The organism is Actinoplanes lobatus (assembly GCF_014205215.1).
GTDB lineage: Bacteria > Actinomycetota > Actinomycetes > Mycobacteriales > Micromonosporaceae > Actinoplanes > Actinoplanes lobatus.
In genome coordinates, this window is record NZ_JACHNC010000001.1 from 10,333,593 (window position 1) to 10,353,299 (window position 19,707).

General features: G+C 72.1%; 17 protein-coding genes. 4 read left to right on the plus strand and 13 right to left on the minus strand.

Annotated features, from left to right (window positions below; genetic code table 11):
* The 7 genes from BJ964_RS46770 to ald form a co-directional block, all read right to left on the minus strand.
* Window positions 1-747 (minus strand): HNH endonuclease family protein, encoded by a 747-nt coding sequence (locus tag BJ964_RS46770; protein ID WP_203832719.1) that lies wholly within the window; start codon window positions 745-747, stop codon window positions 1-3.
* On the minus strand, window positions 744-2,141 hold the full coding sequence (locus BJ964_RS46775; RefSeq protein WP_188126678.1) for an AAA family ATPase: 1,398 nt from the start codon (window positions 2,139-2,141) through the stop codon (window positions 744-746). The genes BJ964_RS46770 and BJ964_RS46775 overlap by 4 nt, the downstream gene beginning before the upstream one ends.
* Before the next feature lie 106 nt (window positions 2,142-2,247).
* On the minus strand, window positions 2,248-3,492 hold the full coding sequence (locus BJ964_RS46780) for an MFS transporter (protein WP_188126679.1): 1,245 nt from the start codon (window positions 3,490-3,492) through the stop codon (window positions 2,248-2,250).
* 33 nt (window positions 3,493-3,525) lie between these two features.
* The gene (locus BJ964_RS46785; RefSeq protein ID WP_188126680.1) at window positions 3,526-4,197 is read right to left on the minus strand and encodes a zinc metalloprotease; all 672 of its coding nucleotides are present in this window, start codon (window positions 4,195-4,197) and stop codon (window positions 3,526-3,528) included.
* 11 nt (window positions 4,198-4,208) lie between these two features.
* Window positions 4,209-5,141: a ParA family protein gene (locus BJ964_RS46790; RefSeq protein ID WP_183221662.1), complete on the minus strand. Its 933-nt coding sequence runs from the start codon at window positions 5,139-5,141 to the stop codon at window positions 4,209-4,211.
* Between the two features lie 111 nt (window positions 5,142-5,252).
* Entirely contained in the window at window positions 5,253-6,167 is a 915-nt protein-coding gene (xerD, locus tag BJ964_RS46795; RefSeq protein ID WP_223196232.1) for a site-specific tyrosine recombinase XerD, read from the minus strand.
* Complete coding sequence (gene ald, locus BJ964_RS46800; RefSeq protein WP_188126681.1) at window positions 6,164-7,279, minus strand: alanine dehydrogenase; 1,116 nt, start codon at window positions 7,277-7,279, stop codon at window positions 6,164-6,166. Before ald ends, xerD begins: the two co-directional genes overlap by 4 nt.
* Before the next feature lie 91 nt (window positions 7,280-7,370).
* Between ald and BJ964_RS46805 the strand changes: the two genes are divergently transcribed.
* Window positions 7,371-8,582 carry a barstar family protein gene (locus BJ964_RS46805; RefSeq protein WP_188126682.1) on the plus strand — a complete coding sequence of 404 codons (1,212 nt, stop codon included), beginning with the start codon at window positions 7,371-7,373 and terminating at the stop codon, window positions 8,580-8,582.
* A 20-nt stretch (window positions 8,583-8,602) separates the two neighbouring features.
* Here the strand turns inward: BJ964_RS46805 and BJ964_RS46810 are convergent, their stop codons facing one another.
* Window positions 8,603-8,998 carry a PPOX class F420-dependent oxidoreductase gene (locus BJ964_RS46810; RefSeq protein ID WP_188126683.1) on the minus strand — a complete coding sequence of 132 codons (396 nt, stop codon included), beginning with the start codon at window positions 8,996-8,998 and terminating at the stop codon, window positions 8,603-8,605.
* 52 nt (window positions 8,999-9,050) lie between these two features.
* On the opposite strand from BJ964_RS46810, the gene BJ964_RS46815 reads away from it, so the two are divergent.
* Both BJ964_RS46815 and BJ964_RS46820 read left to right on the plus strand, forming a co-directional pair.
* Window positions 9,051-10,133 (plus strand): nucleotide disphospho-sugar-binding domain-containing protein, encoded by a 1,083-nt coding sequence (locus BJ964_RS46815; RefSeq protein ID WP_188126684.1) that lies wholly within the window; start codon window positions 9,051-9,053, stop codon window positions 10,131-10,133.
* Window positions 10,130-10,735 (plus strand): YdbC family protein, encoded by a 606-nt coding sequence (locus BJ964_RS46820; RefSeq protein WP_188126685.1) that lies wholly within the window; start codon window positions 10,130-10,132, stop codon window positions 10,733-10,735. Before BJ964_RS46815 ends, BJ964_RS46820 begins: the two co-directional genes overlap by 4 nt.
* 1,167 nt (window positions 10,736-11,902) lie before the next feature.
* On the opposite strand, the gene BJ964_RS46825 is transcribed toward BJ964_RS46820, so the two are convergent.
* Window positions 11,903-13,150, minus strand: coding sequence for an MFS transporter (locus tag BJ964_RS46825; protein ID WP_229807285.1), 1,248 nt, complete (start codon window positions 13,148-13,150; stop codon window positions 11,903-11,905).
* A 48-nt stretch (window positions 13,151-13,198) separates the two neighbouring features.
* Complete coding sequence (locus tag BJ964_RS46830) at window positions 13,199-13,777, minus strand: TetR/AcrR family transcriptional regulator (protein ID WP_188126687.1); 579 nt, start codon at window positions 13,775-13,777, stop codon at window positions 13,199-13,201.
* A 93-nt stretch (window positions 13,778-13,870) separates the two neighbouring features.
* On the opposite strand from BJ964_RS46830, the gene BJ964_RS46835 reads away from it, so the two are divergent.
* Window positions 13,871-15,046 carry a macrolide family glycosyltransferase gene (locus BJ964_RS46835; RefSeq protein WP_188126688.1) on the plus strand — a complete coding sequence of 392 codons (1,176 nt, stop codon included), beginning with the start codon at window positions 13,871-13,873 and terminating at the stop codon, window positions 15,044-15,046.
* Between the two features lie 15 nt (window positions 15,047-15,061).
* Here the strand turns inward: BJ964_RS46835 and BJ964_RS46840 are convergent, their stop codons facing one another.
* The 3 genes from BJ964_RS46840 to BJ964_RS46850 form a co-directional block, all read right to left on the minus strand.
* On the minus strand, window positions 15,062-15,637 hold the full coding sequence (locus tag BJ964_RS46840; RefSeq protein WP_188126689.1) for an NUDIX domain-containing protein: 576 nt from the start codon (window positions 15,635-15,637) through the stop codon (window positions 15,062-15,064).
* A gap of 1 nt (window position 15,638) precedes the next feature.
* Complete coding sequence (locus BJ964_RS46845) at window positions 15,639-17,318, minus strand: CTP synthase (RefSeq protein WP_188126690.1); 1,680 nt, start codon at window positions 17,316-17,318, stop codon at window positions 15,639-15,641.
* 207 nt (window positions 17,319-17,525) lie between these two features.
* The gene (locus tag BJ964_RS46850; protein WP_188127570.1) at window positions 17,526-19,691 is read right to left on the minus strand and encodes a hypothetical protein; all 2,166 of its coding nucleotides are present in this window, start codon (window positions 19,689-19,691) and stop codon (window positions 17,526-17,528) included.
* Window positions 19,692-19,707: the final 16 nt, after the last annotated feature.

Genomic DNA, 19,707 nt, shown 5'->3' on the forward strand with positions numbered 1-19,707 from the left:
TCACCTCAGCAATGCGCGGCGCACCACCGGGTCGCGCAGGACCCGCACGATCTCCGGCACCTTCCGGAAGACGACCGCCGCGCCCGGCGACTCGACCTGGCGCAACATGGCCTGGCAGACATCCGCGCAGGGCTGCTCCCTGATGATGTGCGACAGGGCGTCCGGCTCGTAGAGGCCCGAGCCTCGCTCGGCCTCGCGCCACTGCCGCAGGCACATCACCACCACGGCGAACGCCTGAAGCCGACCGCGCGCCAGAATCGGGCGGTTCAGGCCGAAGACCTCGATGCTGCGGGTGCCCTTCTCTGTGAGCGGCCGGTATTCGCCGACCGACAACGACAGCAGCAGGTGCTCGAAGGGGTCCTCGGCGCTCGGATCGATCAGCAGCGGACGCCCGTCATCGTCCACCGGGTACCGGTCACGCTTGTGGTGGCTGTTGCAGTGCGAACAGGCGAGCAGGTGGTTCAGCCAGTCGAAGGTGCGCAGCGGGTTGCAGGCCAGCGGCTCGTGATGGTCGATGTCGGTGCCCTGGTTGTCACCGCAGTACATGCAGCGTTCGGCTCCGGGCGCCATCCGTGCGAGCAGTGCCCGGACCGGTGTGGTGACGTCGGTCCTCGTGCTGCTACGCCGCCATGTCTCCCGTGCCGTCGCGGCCCGGCCGGAGGGTTCCACCGCGCGGATCTCGCCTGTCAGGACCGCCATGCGGTTGCCGACGTCAGTCGGCAGGTCGGCCCGGATGATCGGGATCACCGCTCGGGACGGTCCCGGTCGGCGACGATCCGGGCCGCGAGTTCCTCGACTCTGGCAACCGGTGAACTGGTGAGCTTGTCCCGCAACTGTTCATACCGGCGGACGGCGTCCGCGCCGGCCCGGCCGAGGAGGACGTCCGTCTCCAGGTCGACCAGTTCGCGTCGCAAGCGCAGGGCCACGTCCGAGTACGGCGTGTCGAGGCCGAACAACTCGGACATGACCGCGTCGTCGCCGCTGCCGTAGACGATCCGCTCGTACATGTCCCGCCCTACGATGCGCGGTGGCTGCTCCTCCTCCGGCCCCGGCAGACGGATCAGGCCGTTCTCGTCCGCGGCCTGGCAGATGTACGGACTGTGCGTGGTCACTATGAACTGGATCCGCGGGAAGTGCGTCTTGAGCCAGCCACCGATCCGCTGCTGCCAGGACACGTGCAGGTGCGCGTCCACCTCGTCGATCAGGACCACCCCCGGTGCGGTGATGACGATCGACCCGTCGCGCTCGTCGACCGGCAGCCGGCCGTGGGCATCATGAATCTGCTTGAGGAGATCGACGACGAGGGCGGCCACGGTCCGGTACCCGTCACTCATCTCGCGGAGCGCGAACCTGTTCCCGTCCCGCTCGACCCAGAGTCCTTCCGAGTCGACATCACAAACCTGATAACGGTCGGGCAGCAGTCCATCTCCGAGGACCGCAAGCGCGGCATCCTTGAGTTCCTCCGCGCCGGGTCGCTGCTCCAGAGCTCGGAGATGTTGCTCGATCAACCAGGTCACGCCGTCCGCCAGCGAGGCGTCCTCGTAGAAGAGGCTGGCCATCCGGGCCGCGGGAACACGACTCGACTTGAGCCGCTGCGCATCGCCCGAACCACCGGCAAGCCGCCGGAACGGCCCGTACCCCACGCACAGCCACCCCAGCGGGTTCTGCCTCCAGGGTCCACGCCGAGAAGCATCCCCGTGGATGTCCGGCTCATCGGGATCCGCATCGGGCCCGGTCAGGAACCGCACCGGCATCAGTGCCGGCTGGTTCTCCGGGTGGCCGGCCATCATGAAAGGGATATTCGACCAGGCCAGTCCGGCACGGAAGGATTCGTCAGGTGGACGGTGGCTGTTGGCGAAACGATCGACGGCCGGGTCGAACTCGAGCCGCACGGTCACCATCGCATTGTCGACACCGATCGATATCCAGGATCCGAAGTCGGCCACCAGATTGCGGGCGACGTCCGGCCCGGCGGCGGCGAGTGCCACCGCTCGAAGAAGCGAGGTCTTGCCGGAACCGTTACGGCCGGCGATGACCGTCCATCCGGCTAACGATCCATCCGGGCGAGTGAGATCCAGCCGGAAACTTCGGGAGCCATGGAAGCCCCGGATATCCGCAAGCTCGATCTCCTTGATGTACATGGGGCCAGATTAGCGAGCAGCGCCCTCGCTCTCCCGCCATCACGGCCCACACCGCCGACCGCACGCCGGCCGGCGCGCACGCGGCGGGCCTCCGAGCGGAGCCGGGTCAGCGGTCGGGGCCGGCCACCCGGCGCGGGGTCGCGTAACGATGGCGGGCCGCCGGGCGGGGCGGAGCCGGGGCCGATGGGCCGGCCGGTAAGCGCGGCCGCCGGATGCGGGAGGCCGTGCCGAGGGCGAAGGCGACCGCCGCCGCGACGGTGACGCCGCCGCACAGCAGGAGGGTTCCGGTGTAGCCGAGGATTTCGACGGCCCCGCCGGCCACGATGCCGGCGATCACCATCCCGGCCGTGGTGGCGTTGGCGAACAGGGTGGTGGCGCGCCCGGTGGCCGGCGCCATCACGTCCTGGAAGTAGCGGATCCCGGCCGCGCCGACGACGGCCACCGCCACGCCGCGTACCACCTGGCCGGCGATCAGCAGGGGCAGGCCGCGGGCCAGGACGGTGAGGCCGAAGAAGAACACGAAGCAGCCCATCCCGGCGAGGATGACCAGTCGCTGGCTGACGTGCCCGGGTACGGCGGCAAGCGCGAGCGCGGCCACCACCTCGACGGCCGCGCAGACGCTGAACAGCACGCCGACGGCCGAGTACGGCTGGTGCAGTTCCCGGGTGACGTACAGCGGCATGGCGACCGACCCGGCGAACATGGCGGTGAAGAACAGGGTGACGCCGAGTGTCAGCAGGACGGTGGCGATCCGTGGCAGGGGCCCGCCGGCCGGCGCACCCACCAGCGCACCGGCCGGCGGGTCGTGGCGGGGTGCCGGGACGGCGGCGAGCACCCAGGCGGCCGCCACGGCGAGGACGGCTCCGGCGTACCGGGGTATGGCGGCGTGCCCGGCGGTGGCCAGCACCGCGGTGCCGAGCAGTGGGCCGAGTGCCCAGGCCAGCGACCACACCGACCGCAGCAGTGGCACCGAGCTCCGGGCTGCCGGGCCGCCGCCGGGCAGGGTGCGGGCGAGGGCGAACAGTTGGGGGAAGGCGGCGGCGAGCGCGCCGAGCAGGGTGACGGCCAGCAGGATGAGCAGCGGGAACGAGGTGATCACGGTCATCAGGCAGAGGGCCACGCCGCCGGAGAGCATGGCCGCGGCGGCGTAGCCGCGGGATGGTCGCCGGTCGAATCCGCGGCCGGCCAGCCAGCTGAGGAGGATGCCGCCGACTCCGTGGACGGAGACGAAGACGCCGGTCTGCCAGGGGCTGAGCCCGATCACATCGGTGACGAACAGGACGAAGTACGAGCCGACCATCGAATCGGCGACGCCGAGCAGCAGCACAGCGACAGCCAGTGACATCGACATCGCTCAAACACTAGCTGTGCCGAGCGGGAAAAATCAGGCCCAGATCCGCAGGAAAAGTGCACCCAGGAAGTCGATGATCATGACGATGATCGGGTAGCCGGTCGGGAAGAAGGCGCAGATCAGGAGGATCAGGACACCGATGTTCTTGTCCTCGAGCCAGAGCCGCATCCAGTTCATGCTCGGGCCGGGCGTACGCAGCGCGTTCCACAGGACGCCGAACCCGTCCAAAGGCGGAATCGGAATGAGCGCCAGCAGACCGAAGGCGAGCAGCCCCACGCCCAACGACAGGACCACCTGCTGCACGTACGGCAGGAATCCGGCCCCGAAGAGCACATCCCCGACATTCAGCTGGTCGAGCGGATTGTCCGGGAACGCCAGCGAGTACCCCGCGATGATCACCTCACCGCTGAGGATGCAGGCCACCGGCCCGGCCGCGAACACCGCCGCCGCCCGGCCCCGGCCCCGCCAGCGGGACACCTCGTCGACCGACACCACCTTGCCCCAGCCGGTACCGCCGACCGCCGCCGCGACCGCCCCGAACGGGTCGATGTCCTCGCGCAGCCGCAACCGCAGCGACTGCCGGCGCTCGGCCAGCCCGACGGTGCGCGCGGTGAACCGCATGGCCGCGGCACGCAGCCACAGGGCCAGCAGAAAGGCGACCAGCAGAGAAGCGAACGCCACCGGATCGCCGAGCGCGAAGAGCACGGGTGCGGAACCTAGCCTCGATCTGCCTGGGCGGCGATGACCTCGCGAGCGAGCTGACGGTAGTTACGGGCACCGGAGGAGGCAGGATCCAGCGTAGTGATCGGGGCGCCCGCCACGGTCGACTCGGGGAACTTCACCGTCTTGGTGATGACCGTCTGGTACACCTTGTCGCCGAACGCCTCGACCACCCGCTGCAACACCTGGCGGCAGTGGGTGGTCCGGGAGTCGTACATGGTGGCGAGGATGCCCTCGAGCTCCAGGTCGAAGTTGAGCCGCTCACGCACCTTGTCGATGGTGTCCAGCAGCAGGGCCACACCGCGCAGCGAGAAGAACTCGCACTCCAGCGGGATGAGCACGCCGTGCGCGATGGTCAGCGCGTTGATCGCCAGCAGGCCCAGCGAGGGCTGGCAGTCGATCAGGATGAAGTCGTACTCCTTGCGGACCGAGCGCAGCGCCCGGGCCAGCGCCATCTCCCGGGCCACCTCGTTGACCAGCTGGATCTCGGCCGCCGAGAGGTCGATGTTGGCGGGCAGCAGGTGCAGGCCGGCCACATCACTCTTGATGATGACGTCCTCGGTGGTGACGTCGTCCTGCATGAGCAGGTTGTAGACGCTCAGGTCGAGGTTGTGCGGGTTGACGCCCAGGCCGACCGAGCAGGCGCCCTGCGGGTCGAAGTCGACGAGCAGGACCTTGCGCCCGTACTCCGCGAGGGCGGCGCCCAGGTTGATCGTGGTGGTCGTCTTGCCGACGCCACCCTTCTGGTTCGCCAGGGCGATGATCCGGGCCGGGCCGTGCTTGTCGGTCGGCATCGGCTCGGGGATCGGGCGGCGCATCGTGTACGCCGTGGGGTCGGCGGGACCCAGATCGGCACCGAGATCCAGGGAGCTCTGCTGTTCCCGGAGCGCGGAAGTCCAGGCCTCTGCGCGCTCGCCGTTCCCTGACATCGTCCCCGCCCCCTTCCGACCCGTGTCGGAGCCGATGCCCGACTGTACGCCACGCACACTGCCCCTTCGGGGTCAGCCGTTCGGCGTGTCGCGCCTACGCATCCATAGCCTCTAACGAGCCCGCGGGTGTGTGGTCGCGTACACCTCACGGAGGCGCTCGACGGTCACCAGGGTATACACCTGCGTCGTGGTGACCGAGGCGTGTCCCAGCAGTTCTTGCACCACCCGAACGTCAGCCCCACCATCGAGCAGATGCGTCGCGTACGAGTGACGCAGCGTGTGCGGACTCACCGCATAGGGACCGTCCACCGGGAGACCCACGGCGCTGGCCCACCGGTGCAGTACGGCCCACGCGCTCTGCCGGGACAGCCGGCCGCCCCGGGAGTTCAGGAACACCGCCGGCGTCCCGCGACCGCCAATGATCAGGGTGGGCCTCGCCCGTACCAGATAGGCCCGCATCGCGGCCCGCGCGTAACCGCCCACCGGGACCAGCCGGGTCTTGCCGCCCTTGCCCCGCAGCACCACCGCGGGATCGACGTCCAGGGCCAGGTCGTCGATGTCGGCGCCGACCGCCTCGGAGATCCGCGCCCCGGTGCCGTAGAGGAACTCCAGCAGCGCCCGGTCCCGCAGGCCCAGCGGCGAGTCGCTGTCGGGCGCCGCCAGCAGCCGCTCCACCTGGTCCACGTCGAGCGCCTTGGGCAGCCGCCTCGGCGGGGCCGGCGGGCGCACGTCGGCCGCCACGTCGTGCGGTACCAGCCGCTCGCGGACCGCGAAGCGGTGCAGGCCGCGCACCGCGGAGACGGCCCGCGCCGCCGACGCCGACGCCAGCCCCTCCTCGCGCAACCGGGCCAGGTGCCCGGCCACGTCCGACGCCCGCACCCCGGCCAGGTCGGTGATGCCCGCCGCGGTCAGCCCTTCGGCGTACCGGTCCAGGTCGCGGCGGTAGGAGGCCACGGTGTTGCGGGACAGGCCCCGCTCCACGCTCAGATGGTCCAGATAGGTTCGGATCGCCCGGTCCAGGCTCAGTGGAGCACCTCCGTCAGGGCGATCGACCGCATCCCGTGCGCCTCGGCGACCGGACCGCAGACCACTTCGCCGCCGAACGTGTTCAGCCCCGCGGCCAGCGCCGGGTCGCCCCGCAGGGCGTCGCGCCAGCCGAGGTTGGCCAGTTCGAGAGCGTACGGCAGGGTCACGTTGGTCAGCGCGTAGGTGCTGGTGTGCGGCACCGCCCCGGGCATGTTCGCGACGCAGTAGAACATCGACCCGTGCACCCGGTAGGTCGGGTCGTCGTGCGTGGTCGGGTGCGAGTCCTCGAAACAGCCGCCCTGGTCGATCGAGATGTCGACCAGCACGGTGCCCGGTTTCATCCGCGCCACCAGATCGTTCGGGATCAACGTCGGCGCCTTCGCGCCGGGCACCAGCACCGCGCCCACCACCAGGTCCGCGTCCAGGACGGCCTTCTCGATCTCGTACGCGTTGGAGGCGATCGTCTGGACGTGCCCGCGATAGTCGGCGTCCACCGCCCGCAGCCGGGCCACGTTCTTGTCCAGCAGCAGCACCTCGGCCTGCATGCCGAGCGCGATGGCGGCCGCGTTCAGCCCGGACACGCCGGCGCCGATCACCACCACCTTCGCGGCGTACACCCCGGGCACCCCGCCCATCAGCACGCCGCGCCCGCCGCCCTGCCGCATCAGGTGGTAGGCGCCCACCTGCGGGGCGAGCCGTCCGGCCACCTCGGACATCGGGGCCAGCAGCGGCAGCGACCGGTCCGGCAGCTCGACCGTCTCGTACGCGATCCCGGTCACCCGGCGGTCCAGCAGCGCGTCGGTGCACTCCTTGGACGCCGCCAGATGCAGGTACGTGAACAGCACCTGACCCGGGCGCATCCGGGCGTACTCCTCGGGGAGGGGTTCCTTGACCTTGAGGACGAGATCGCCGGCCTCCCAGACGGCGTCCGCGCCGGGCAGGATCGACGCACCGGCGGCCCGGTAGTCGGCGTCGCTGATCGACGATCCGTCACCGGCGCCTGACTGCACGCTGACCTGGTGTCCGGCCCGGACGAACTCGTTGACCCCGGCCGGGGTGACGGCCACCCGGTACTCGTTGTTCTTGACCTCGGTGGGTATCCCGACCCTCATATCCGGCCAGCGTACGCCTGACCTGCGGATCTTTCCGGATTCGTGCACCGGTATCCCCCGGTCGACGGTCCGGGCTGTACGGTTCCACCCGATGAGCGGCTTTCCCTGGCTTCTGGTGGACCAGAACAGCGACGACGGTGAACTCGTCATCGCCGCCTGCTCCGACGTCGACGGCCTGTTCGTCGATGCACCGCAACCGCCGGTCGAGCGGTACAGCCTGCTCGGCTGCGAACCGGCCGGACGGCTGCGCGACGCGTGCGACGGCTTCGGCGCCGGCTGGCTGGGCAACATCGGCCTGGACGCCATCCACCCGCCGCACTCCAAGCACCCGGCGCACTGCTGGCACTGCGCCGAGGAGCTGCTCGACATCAGGGTGCTGGGCGCCCGCCCCTCACTGCTCGGCTCCCGCCTGCTGGACGTGACACTGGAGGGCCGCCTGCGGATCGAGGAGCTGGCCCGGTTCGCCCGCGGCGCGGACCGCGCGCCGGAGGCCGACGGCTACCTTCTGGTCGGCGTGACCGGCCACGGCGACGAGGACTTCGGCTCCTGCCGCGAGGTGGACGGGGTGTTCCGCAACCGGCCGGCGCCGTCGCCCCGGGGCGCCGCCCTGATCGGCTGCCGGCCCGAGCCGCCGCTGCAACGGGCGCTGGACGCGCTGGCCCGCGGCGGCGCCCGGCGGCGGCGCTGGATCCAGGCGTCGATCTTCAGCGTGGACCGGGACGGCACGGCGGTCGGCATGGTCGGCGCCGCGATCGGCGCGGAGGTCGCCGCGGTCCGCCCGTCCCGGCTCGGCGACGGGCTGGTCGACGTCACCCTGGAACCCACGTACGGCGACGCCATCGGCGCCCCCCGCCCGACCGGCGCCCGCTCGGTGTGGCACCGCTGGCGGGCCGGCCGCCCGGACGTGGTCGGCGAGTGGGCCGAGTACGACGCCGACCTGCGCCACGAATGGGCCGGTGTGGCGCTGGCCCACCATCACCACGGCCGCCCGGACCGCCCGGCCGGGGCCACCTACCACCTGGCCGGACGCCACATCACCGACGTCGAGGGCTTCTTCTGCGCGATCGGCGAGGCGATCAACGGCCCCGGCGGCTACTTCGGCTGGAACCTGGGCGCCCTGCACGACTGCGCGGGCGGCGGCTGGGGCGCGGGCCCCGGCTTCCGGCTGGTCTGGCACGACTCCGAGGTGGCCCGCACGAACCTGGTCCCGGGCTACGACCGCCGCTTCTGGACGCCGGCCGTGACGATGGACGACCTGCTCGGCTACCTGGCCGACTCGAACGTCGACGTCGAGCTGCGCTGACCGATTCCGCCCACACCGCCTCAGGTGCTGACGTCGCGCTTGTTCGCGGTCAGCGTGTGCGCGTCCTGGTCCGGCTGGCCGAGGCCGAACGAGATGATCCGCCGCGGGTGGATCCGGATGATCGGCTCCGGCCCGTCGACCGCCTCCCCACGGCCGCGGATCTCCAGGCAGCGCACCCGCCACGGGTTCACCGACGGCACGTCGTCGACCACGAACGCGACCCGGCCGTTCGCGGCCACGTTCCGGTACTTGCGGCTGGCCGCCATCTTCCAGCCCCGGACGTCGATCGTCGCGGTCTCCGGGTTGTAGGTGAAGCCGACCGGGCTGACCTGCAACGTCCCGTCCGGCTGGACGGTGGCCAGACGGCCGAGCCGTTGTCCGGCGAGATACGCGAGCTCCTCAGCGGTGAATGCCATGAACCCACCTTGCGACCTCAACAAAGGTTGAGGTCAAGACTACGATGTATCGATGCGTGTCCTCTTCGTCTCCGCGCCGCTGACAGGACACGCCTTTCCGCTGGTCCCCCTGGCCCGGGCGGTCCGCGAGGCGGGCCACGAGGTGCTGCTGGCCACCGCCGGCGACGGGTTGCGGGCCGATCTGCCGGTGCGGGACGTGGCTCCCGGGTTCCGGTTCGGTGCGGTGGCGGCGGCCACGATGGTGCGGCATCCGCTGCTGATCCGCTCCGAGCTGGCCGGCACCGGCGGCACCCGGATGGTGGGCCACCTGTTCGGCGCGGTCAACGACCGGCTGATCCCCGGGGTGCTGGCCGCCGCCCGCCAGTGGCGCCCGGACCGGATCGTCTACGAGCCGCTCGCCGCGGCCGGGGCGGTGGCCGCGGCCGCCGAGGACGTGCCCGGCATCCTGCACGAGAACTCGCTGTACGACGGCCCCGTCCTGCTCGCCGCGACCCGGCTGCGCGGCCGTCCGGCCCTGGCCGCCCCGGCCGCGGTGATCCGGATCGCGCCGGCCAGCGTCGCCGGTCGAGGGCTCCACCTGCCGATGCGACCGATTCCGCACACCGGCGGCGAGCCGCTCCCGGCGTGGCTGGCCGAACCGCCGCGGCGCCCGCGCGTACTGGTCAGCCGCAGCACCGTCGCCCAGCCCGGCCCGGACCGGCTGATGTCCCGGGTGGCCGCCGCCGCGGAATCCGTCGACGCCGACGTCGTACTGGTCCGCCCGGACCGCCGGGCCGCCGCCCGGACGCTGCCGCCGAACGTGCGCACCACCGGCTGGATCCCGATCGCCACCGCCCTGGCCGCCGGCGCCGCGATCGTCCACCACGGCGGCGCCGGCACCTGCCTGGCCGCGCTCACCGCGGGCGTGCCACAGCTGATCGTCCGGGGCGCCGGCGACCGGCGGCACAACGCCGAGCTGGTCGCGGCCCGCGGCGCCGGCATCGCCACCGACGAGCGCGACATCACGCCCGAACTGCTGACCCGCCTGATCACCGATCCGGTGGTGGCGGCCGCGGCCCGCGAGGTCAGCGCCGAGATCGCCGCCATGCCGCCGCCCGAGCAGCTGATCGAGGCGATCCGGCAGGCCGGCCGATGACACTGATCAAGTGGGTGACCTGCGCGGTCACCGACACGGACCGCTTCCACACCGGACAGTCCGGCTGGGGTGAGCTGCGGGCGCGGCCCGGCTTCCTCGGCCAGTCCGGCGGCTGGAGCCGCAACACGCCCGGCTACGCGCACGTCTTCGGCCTCTGGCACGACCACGCGGCCTACCGGGCGTTCATGGCCGGACCGCACGACCGGCTCGCCGCCGCCCAGGCCGGGACCTACCGGTCCATCGAGACACGTCTCTTCGAGGCGATCGAGACCGACCTCACGGCGGCCGGGCTGGTGCGGCTCGCCCACTGTCGCGTCCATCCCGGCCTCGACCACGATTTCGTACGCGCACAGCAGACCGTCTGGACCCCCGGCATGGCCGCCGCCCCCGGTTTCCGCGGCTGCTCGTACGGCACCGCCGACGCGCCCGGCCGCCCCGGCCAGATCGAGTTCCTGGTGCTCTCCGGCTGGGCGTCCGCCGCCGACCACGACCTCTACCGCCGGGACCGCTTCCCCGGCCTGTACCGCCGCTCCGGCGCCGCCGGCCACCTGGCCGCGATCGACGGCGACCTGATCGACACGGTCCCGGAGTGGACCGTCTGAAGACCTTCCGGTGGTCGAGGTCCGCGGTTTCGCTTCCGCCCCTTCCCGGTACACGTGACGCCGTCCCGCCTCATCCGCCCCGTCCCGTCCGGTCGGCGCGATCTCCCTGCCCGCTCCCGCCCGTGCCGCGCCCGCCGGGCTCAGATCGGTGCCCGGGCAGGCCGGCCAGGCCACCACTTCCTCAATTGCCGCCGGCTCACCTTCCGGGTCACACCAGGCGAATGGCCGCGGTGCCGCCGGCCTGCCCACTCCCAGCCGCAACGCCGGGTGGGTGGTTGCGGTGGCGGTCGCCAGGCAACCCGGGGCGCTACTCCCAGCCATCACGCCAGTCACGCCAGGCGGGTGGTTACGGTAGTGATCGCCAGGCACCCAAGACGCTGCCCCGGCCATCACGCCAGTCACGCCAGGCGGGTGGTTACGGTACTGATCGCCAGGCAACCGGGGCGCTGCTCCCGGCCGTCACGCCGGTCGCGCTGCGGGAAGCCGTTGGGAGTCACTCCCCGTGACTATGGCGGTGAGCGAGTGGAGGCGCGTGGTACATCGGTGCTGTTCCGGCAAGCTCGATCTTCCACAAGGGTCGGTGAACGGGGTCCCTCGCTTACACGGAGTGCCGGCCGGCCGGGTTTGTGGGGTGAGCGCGCACGAAAGCCGTCGAGTGGGCGGCCGTCCCGGCGATGGGCGGGGTGGGCGCACACGCTAGCGATGTCGTGGTCGCCTACCTGCCCTATAACGGTGGTGGCCGCACATGCGGCGACTTGCGTGTGCGGCCGCCGGCCCCGACGGGACCGCGGATGACGATCGCCGTGACCGGCGCAACGGCCGAGAGCGGCAACCCGGGTGCCTGGCCAGCAAGACCGCAACCGCCCACCCCGGGCGACCGGCGGCACGGCCAAGAGCAGGCACCCGAATGCCTGGCAACCACCACCGCAACCACCCACCCGGGGCGACCGGGCGCAGAGGACGGGGAGCCGGCCGTGAGCGGCGGCAGACAGGGGGTGACGGCGACCAGCCGGGCCCGCCCGGACACCGATCTACGCCCGGCGGGGGCGGCACAGGCGGGAGCGGGCAGCAAGCGTGCACCGACCGGACGGGACAGGACACATGAGGCGGGACAAGGTCACGCGTACCGGAAAGAAGTGAAACGCGGACCTCGACCACGAACGATCTCTAGGCGGTCGCGGCGGCCGGGACGTTGCGGGGTGTCCGCTCGACCCAGCGCACCACCGGCAGGCACAGCGCACCGCACAGCGCGAAGACCCCGCCGATCACCCACCAGCCCCAGCCGCCGGTCTCGATGGCCAGGATGGTGAACCCGGCCGGCCCGACCATCTTGGCGAGCCCGCCCACCGACCGGCTCATCCCCACATAGGCGCCGCGCTGCCCGGCCGGCGGCAGTTCGGTGTTCAGATACCACTGTGCCGACGACAGCCACAGTTCGGTGCCGGTGAACAGCACCACCGCCACCGCCAGCACGGCGACCGTCACCCAGCCCCCGGTCCACCCGCTGAGCGCCACGATCGGGCAGGCCACCGCGGCCGCCACCGCCGACCACCGCAGCAGCCGGGTGGACCCGGTCAGCGTGTCGGCGCCCCGCGCGGCCCGCACCTGGAGCAGCACCGCCATCGCCGTGTTCAGGGCGAAGAGCGCTCCGAGGACCGGTTTCGGCGCGTCGGTCATGGTGATCGCCCACAGTGGCAGGATCTCCGCCCAGACGGTGCTGTGCAGCCAGAGCACCCCGAAGAGCACGGCCAGGCCGGTGAACGGGCGGTCCCGCAGCACACCCCATGGGCTGGGCCGCTCCCCGTCGGCGGGCGGCGGCGCCACGGCGGGCGGCATCCGGGCCACGAAGACGGCGTTGAGGGCGGTGCCGGCGGCCGCGGTCAGCACCAGGATCAGCAGGCCGGGCCGGGAGTCCAGGGCCAGCGCGAGGGCGCCGATGCCGGAGCCGACGGTGAACCCCACGTTCAGGTACGCCCGGGCGAACGCCATGACGCGTACCCGGTTCTCCTTGGGCACGACGGCCGCGGTGTAGACGACCCGGCCCGCGTTCGCCAGTGTCTCGGCCGCCGTCTGCGTGCTGATCACCAGCAGGAACAGCGCGAATCCGTCGGCCAGCGGGTACGCCGCGAATGCCGCCGCCTCGGCGATCGCCCCGGCCACCCAGGCGCGCCGGCCGCCGATCCGGTCGGCGAGGTGCCCGAACGGGAACGATCCGGCCAGTCCGACGAACCCGGCCACGGACAGGCCGATGCCGATCTGGACCGGTTCGAGGCCGACGTACAGGCTGAAGAAGACCACGCTCCCGGTGAGGAAGGTGCCGTTGCCGACCGCGTAGAGCGCCGACTGGAACGCGAGCGCACGCGGCAGCCCCGGCGGCGGCAGGATCTTCCCGATTCTTCCCCAGAGCGCATTCATCAACACCTATAAGATCATTGCCCACCGCCCCGGAAGAAGAGGGGTGGCTCAACGACGTAACGCGGCCAGCGCCAGATCGAGCAGGCCGTCCGCGTACTCCTCGGTGAGCGGCCCGGTCCGCAGCATCCACCGGTGGTACATCGGCCCGATGAGCAGCTCGACGGCCTGATCGAGGTCGGCGTCCGCCCGCAGGTCACCGGCCTCTCGGGCGGACCGCAGCCGCGCCACGATCGTGCCGAGCTGTGGCCGCAGCAGCCGGTCGCGGACCTGCTCGGCGAAGGTCTCGCTGGTCAGCGCCTCGACGGTGAGCGCCCGGGTGGTGGCCGACAGCCGCGGGTCGGCCAGTTCGGCGACGATGGCCCGGATGACCGGCCGCAGATCCGCCTCGAGGTCGCCGGTGTCCGGCAGCGGCGGCGGTTCGGACGCGCCGGCCTGCTCGACGAGCGCGTCGAGAACCACCGCGCCGCGTCCGGACCACCAGCGGTAGATGGTCTGTTTGCCGACGCCGGCGCGGGCGGCGATCGCCTCGATGGTCAGGTCGGCGTATCCCGACTCGTGCAGCAGGGCCAGCGCGGACTCCAGGATCGCCTGGCGGGAGCGTTCGCTGCGGCGGGCGGCGTTGGGCATGACGGCATTTTACAACGAGACGCTACGTCTCGTCTTGACAGCCCGGCGTGAAAACGAGACGCTACGTCTCGTCTAGTTGAAAGGGAGAACCTCATGCCGCACATCGCCATGGTCAGCATCCCCGCGCCCGGACACGTCAACCCGAGCGCCGAGGTGATCCGGGAACTCGTCGCCCGCGGCCACCGGGTCACCTACGCCAACGACGTGAGCTGGGCCGACGCCCTGACCGCCACCGGGGCCGAGTTCAAGCCGTACACGTCGACGCTGCCCGCCGCCGGCAACGGCGCCGACGGCGACATGATCGACCAGCTCACGCTCTTCCTCGACGACGCGATCGCGATGCTCCCGCAGCTGCGCGAGGCGTACGGGAACGACCGCCCCGACCTGTTCCTCTACGACATCGCGGCCGCACCGGTCCGGCTGCTCGCCGAACAGTGGGGCATCCCCGCGATACAGATCTCCCCCACCTACGTCGCCTGGGACGGCTACGAACAGGAGATGGCGCCCTACGTCGACCAGATGCGCGCCGACCCACGCGGCGCCGGCTACTACCGCCGCTTCGAACAGTGGCTGCACGACAACGGCTCCTCGATCACCGACAGCGCCGCCTTCCAGGGCCGCCCCGACCGCGCGCTGGTGCTCATCCCCCGGCACATGCAGCCGAACGCCGACCGCGTCGACGACAAGGTCTACTCGTTCGCCGGGCCGGTCCTCGGCGACCGCGCCGCCCAGGGCACCTGGACCCGTCCCGCGGAGGCCGCGAACGTGCTGCTCATCTCCCTGGGCTCGGCCTTCACCGAGCACCCGGAGTTCTACCGCCGCTCGATCCGGGCCTTCGGCGACCTGCCCGGCTGGCACGTCGTGCTCCAGATCGGCTCGAAGGTCGAGGAGTCCGAACTCGGCGACATCCCCGCGAACATCGAGGTCCACCCGTGGGTGCCGCAACTGGAGATCCTGCGCCGGGCGGACGCGTTCCTCACCCACGGCGGCATGGGCGGCAGCGTCGAGGGCCTCTTCTGCGGCACCCCGATGCTCGTCGCACCGCAGGCCGCCGACCAGTTCGGCAACGCCGACCGACTGGTCGAGCTGGGCGTCGCCCGGCGGATCGACACCGCCGGGATCACCGCGGATCAGTTGCGCTCCGCGTTCCTCACCCTGATCGACGATCCCGGCGTACGCGCGACGAGCACCCGGATCAGCCGGGAACTGCACACGTCCGGTGGCGCCGGATACGCCGCGGCGCTCATCGAGGCGGAACTGCCCCGATGAGCGCCACGGTAGGACTCAGGAACCCAGCAGGGCCCAGCCGGAGTCGCGGGCCCGGGCGGCGGCCAGCAGGCCGCAGACCGCCGCGGCGTTGGTGATCTCGCCGCGGAAGACCATAGCGACGCACTCGTCCAGGTCGACCCGGCGCACCTGGAGGTCGGCCTCCTCGGCGGTCCGCACGTGCCGGTCCGCCTCGGGCACCGGCGACAGGTCGCGGGCCAGGAAGACCCGGACGAACTCGTCGGCGAAACCGGGCGAGGTGTGCAGGTCGATCAGCGGCTCGATCCGCCCGGCCGTCAGGTCGGCCTCCTCGGCCAGCTCGCGGCCGGCGGTGAGCGCCTCGTCCTCGCCGACCACGTCGCGCAGCCCGGCCGGCAGCTCCCACAGGTGCTGCCCGACCGGATGCCGGTACTGACGGATCAGCACCACCCGGTCCTGCTCGTCGAGGGCGACCACGACGACGGCGCCACGGTTCTCCACCACGTCGCGGGCCGCGGTGCCGCCGTCGGACATGGTGACCTCGTCGGTGTAGACCGAGAAGATCGCACCGTGGTACCGCTCCTCCCGGGACAGCCTCTCGTGTGCGAAGGCCATGTCAGGAGGCCTCGACCGGCAGCTCGTCGGCGGAGGCGTAGACGATCGCCGCCTTGACCAGCCCGTCGAAGAGCGGGTGCGGCCGGGTCGGGCGGCTCTTCAGCTCCGGGTGCGCCTGGGTCGCCACGAAGTACGGGTGCACCTCCCGGTCCAGCTCGATGAACTCGACCAGCCGGCCGTCCGGCGACGTGCCGGAGAAGACCAGCCCGGACTGCGAGAGCTTGTCCCGGAAGTCGTTGTTCACCTCGTAGCGGTGCCGGTGCCGCTCGGAGATCTCCGTCGCGCCGTACACCTCGGCCACGATGGAGCCGTCCTTGAGCTTCGCCGGGTAGGCGCCCAGCCGCATGGTGCCGCCCATGTCGCCCTTGCCGGCGACGATGTCCTGCTGGTCGGCCATCGTCGAGATGACCGGGTACTGGGCCTCCTCGTCGAACTCGACCGAGTTGGCGCCGGCGAGCCCGGCCAGGTTGCGGGCCGCGTCGATGGTCATGCACTGGAGACCGAGGCACAGGCCGAGGATCGGGATCCGGTTCTCACGCGCGTACCGGGAGGTGTTGACCTTGCCCTCGATGCCGCGGACGCCGAACCCGCCCGGAATGACGATGCCGTCGACGCCCTTCAGGGCGGCGGCCGCGCCGGCCGGCGTCTGGCAGTCGTCGCTCGGCACCCAGCGGATCGAGATCTTGACGCTGTTGCCGAAGCCGGCCGCCCGGATCGCCTCGCTCACCGACAGGTACGCGTCCGGCAGGTCCACGTACTTGCCGACCAGCGCGACGGTGATGGTCCGCTTCGGGTGGTGGACCCGCACCAGCAGGTCGTTCCAGGTCTTCCAGTTGACGTCCCGGAAAGACAGACCCAGACGGCGTACGACGTACGCGTCCAGCCCCTCGTCGTGCAGCACCTTCGGGATGTCGTAGATGCTCGGCGCGTCCGGGCAGGCGATGACCGCTTCGGCGTCCACGTCGCAGTAGAGCGCCAGCTTGTGCTTCATCTTCTCCGGGATCTCCCGGTCGCTGCGGCAGATCAGCGCGTCCGGCTGGATACCGATGTTGCGCAGCGCCGCCACCGAGTGCTGCGTCGGCTTGGTCTTCAGCTCGCCGGACGGGGCCAGGTACGGCACCAGCGACACGTGCAGGTAGAAGACGTGGTCCCGGCCGACCTCGTGCCGGACCTGGCGGATCGCCTCGAGGAACGGCAGCGACTCCATGTCGCCGACCGTGCCGCCGACCTCGGTGATCACCACGTCCGGGACGTTGCCGTCCTCGTCCGGGTCGGCCATCGCGAAGATCCGGCTCTTGATCTCGTTCGTGATGTGCGGGATGACCTGCACGGTGTCGCCCAGGTACTCGCCGCGCCGCTCCCGGGCGATGACCGCCGAGTACACCTGGCCGGTGGTCACGTTCGCTTTGCCGGAGAGGTCCCGGTCGAGGAAGCGCTCGTAGTGGCCGACGTCGAGGTCGGTCTCCGCGCCGTCCTCGGTGACGAACACCTCACCGTGCTGGAACGGGTTCATCGTCCCAGGGTCGACATTGAGGTACGGATCCAGCTTCTGCATCACGACGCGGAGACCGCGGGCGGTGAGCAGATTGCCGAGGCTGGAGGCGGTGAGGCCCTTGCCCAGCGAGGAGGCGACGCCCCCGGTGACGAAGATGTGCCGCGTGTCGCGCACTGTAGAGGCCAACGCCCGCTCCCGTGGTCGCCGATGTTCCGGTTCTTGCGGCCGGGGCCTGGCCCCATCCACGGGAGTTCACCGTAACACTGTTTGCCGGGGCCGCCATGTTCGGGCTGGTCGGCGTGCGTGTCAGTGAGGCTTGTTCACGACCCGCCGCGCGCGGCGCCCAGCGGGGAGGCGGCTAAGATGCGCCTCCCCGTGGCGAAGAAGCCGCCGTTACGGCACCCGAACCGGGTCATCGTCCGATTTGCGGAGCAACGGACCGCCCGGACCGTCGGTCTCACCCGGCGGTGGGGTCCGGTCGGCGGCGTGCAGCAGCACCCGCAGCGCCGTGAGAACCGCCACCGGCACCGCGGCGGCCGCCGCCGCACCGGCCGCACCCAGCGCTGTGCCGCCCAGCACCCCGGCGATCAGGGTGGCCACCACGGTTCCGGCCATCCCGGCCCGGACCGCCGGATGCAGGCCGTAGACCCGGTTCAGGCCACCCCACGGCGAGAACTGGCAGAACACCAGCATCGCCGCCCCGAGCAGCGCCAGCAGGCTCAGCGGGCTGTCCAGCAGCGCCAGCCCGTTGGCCGCGGCGGCCCGCTGCATGGCCGGGCCGGCCGTGCCGTCGCCGAGCGCGGTCAGGAACCGGCCGAGCGTGCCCTGTTCCAGCGGCGCCCGGCTCAGGTCCAGCACCGCGAACGTGATGGTCACCGCGATGCCGGTCATCGCCGCCCAGGCGAACCGGGGGAAGGTCAGCCAGCCGCCGGTGCTGATCGCCGCGGCCACACACACCCCGGCCGTCACCGCGATCGCACCGACCGGGTCGGCGCCCAGGTACGGGCTGCCCACCATGACCACACCCAGCCCGCCGAAGGTGACCACGACCAGCGGCCGCCACCGCCGGCTCACCCACTGCGCCAGCGACCCGGCCAGCAGCAGCAGACCGGCCACGAACACGCCCAGGCCGACACTGCCCAGCCCGGCGTACCGGATCCCGTGGATCGCCGAGTACCCGGCCACCCCGTTGAGCTGCAACCGCGCCCCGGTGAGCAGGTCCACCGCCACCACCAGCACGCTGACCGTGGCCACCGCGGCCATCGGCCACAGGGTCCGCTCGTACCGCGGCGCCAGCCGGATCAGCAGCGTCCCCACGGCCATCAGCACGGCCGTCGCCGCCCCGAACATCCACGCCGGGTGCTCGCTGCCCCACCACGGCACCACGTCGGCCAGCAGCGCCGCCGGAATGGCCAGCCCGGCCGCGATCAGCGCCAGCTCGGCCAGGACGACGAGACGGCGCGGCGGCAGCGGCGGCCCGAGCGGCCCGGCGTGCCGCCGGGCCCGGATCAGCACCGGGACGACGGCGGCGAACAGCAGCAGCTGCACGATCGCCAGCACGGTGAAGAAGATCTCAGCGACACCGCGCTGGGCGATGGCCCGCCGGTCGGCGTCCCGGTCGCCCTGCATCGCCTTGCCCGGGTCGTCGGGGCGGCCCGGCAGGACGGTCGCCGCGTACCCGGCGAACAGCTTCTCCGGGGCCGGCCGGCCCAGCGCCGACAGCACGGTCGGGGCCAGGTCGACCAGTTGCAGGTAGCCCTCCCGGCCGGTGCCGGCCGAGGTGAGCCAGCCGCCCTCCCAGCCGGGGCCCTCCGCGATCGCCACGTGCAGGCGCGAGGTGCTCTCGGTGTCGGCCAGGCCGGCGATCAGCATCAGCGAGCGCGGCGGGCGGGCCGCCAGGACCCGGGCCAGGGTCCGGTCGGCGGCCGCGACGGCGGCCTCCCGCTCGGCGCCCTCGCCGGTGATCGTGCCGAGGTCGACGACGTTCAGCACACAGTCGCCGAGCAGTTTCGCCGGGTCCTCGGGCAGCTCGGGCACGTACCGGTCGACGCGGCCGAACGGGCGGGCCGCGGCGATGGCGGCTCCCGGCCCGACCGCCACCGAGCAGCGCACCGATTCGGCCAGGGCGCCCGGCGTGGTCCCGTACGGAAGCCGGTTCTGGTTGCTGCGGACCACGTTCGGCTGGTCGGTGACGTTGGCGCCGATCCCGTCCGGCTGGGTGAGCCGGGGTTCGGCCGCCGGGCACCGGCCGGGCACCGCCCGCGTGTCCCAGGCCGCGTAGTTGCCCGCGCCCAGGGTCAGCCAGCCGTCCGCCGGGCAGGTCACCTCGTGCGCGGAGCGGACCGACAGCCAGCCCACCGAACCGTCGGTCGCCTCCTGCCACAGTGCCGGGGTGCGCTGCGGGTCCAGGTCCTCCCAGCGCAGCCCGGCGGCGGCCGCCACGATCACGTAGTCGGCGTCGCCGTGCCGTGCCGGTTCGGCCGGCCGGACCGACAGCCCGGCGACGGCCGCCGCGACCACCACGGCGATCAGCACGAACGGCACCCAGGCGGCGGCCATCGGCCCGCGCGGGGTG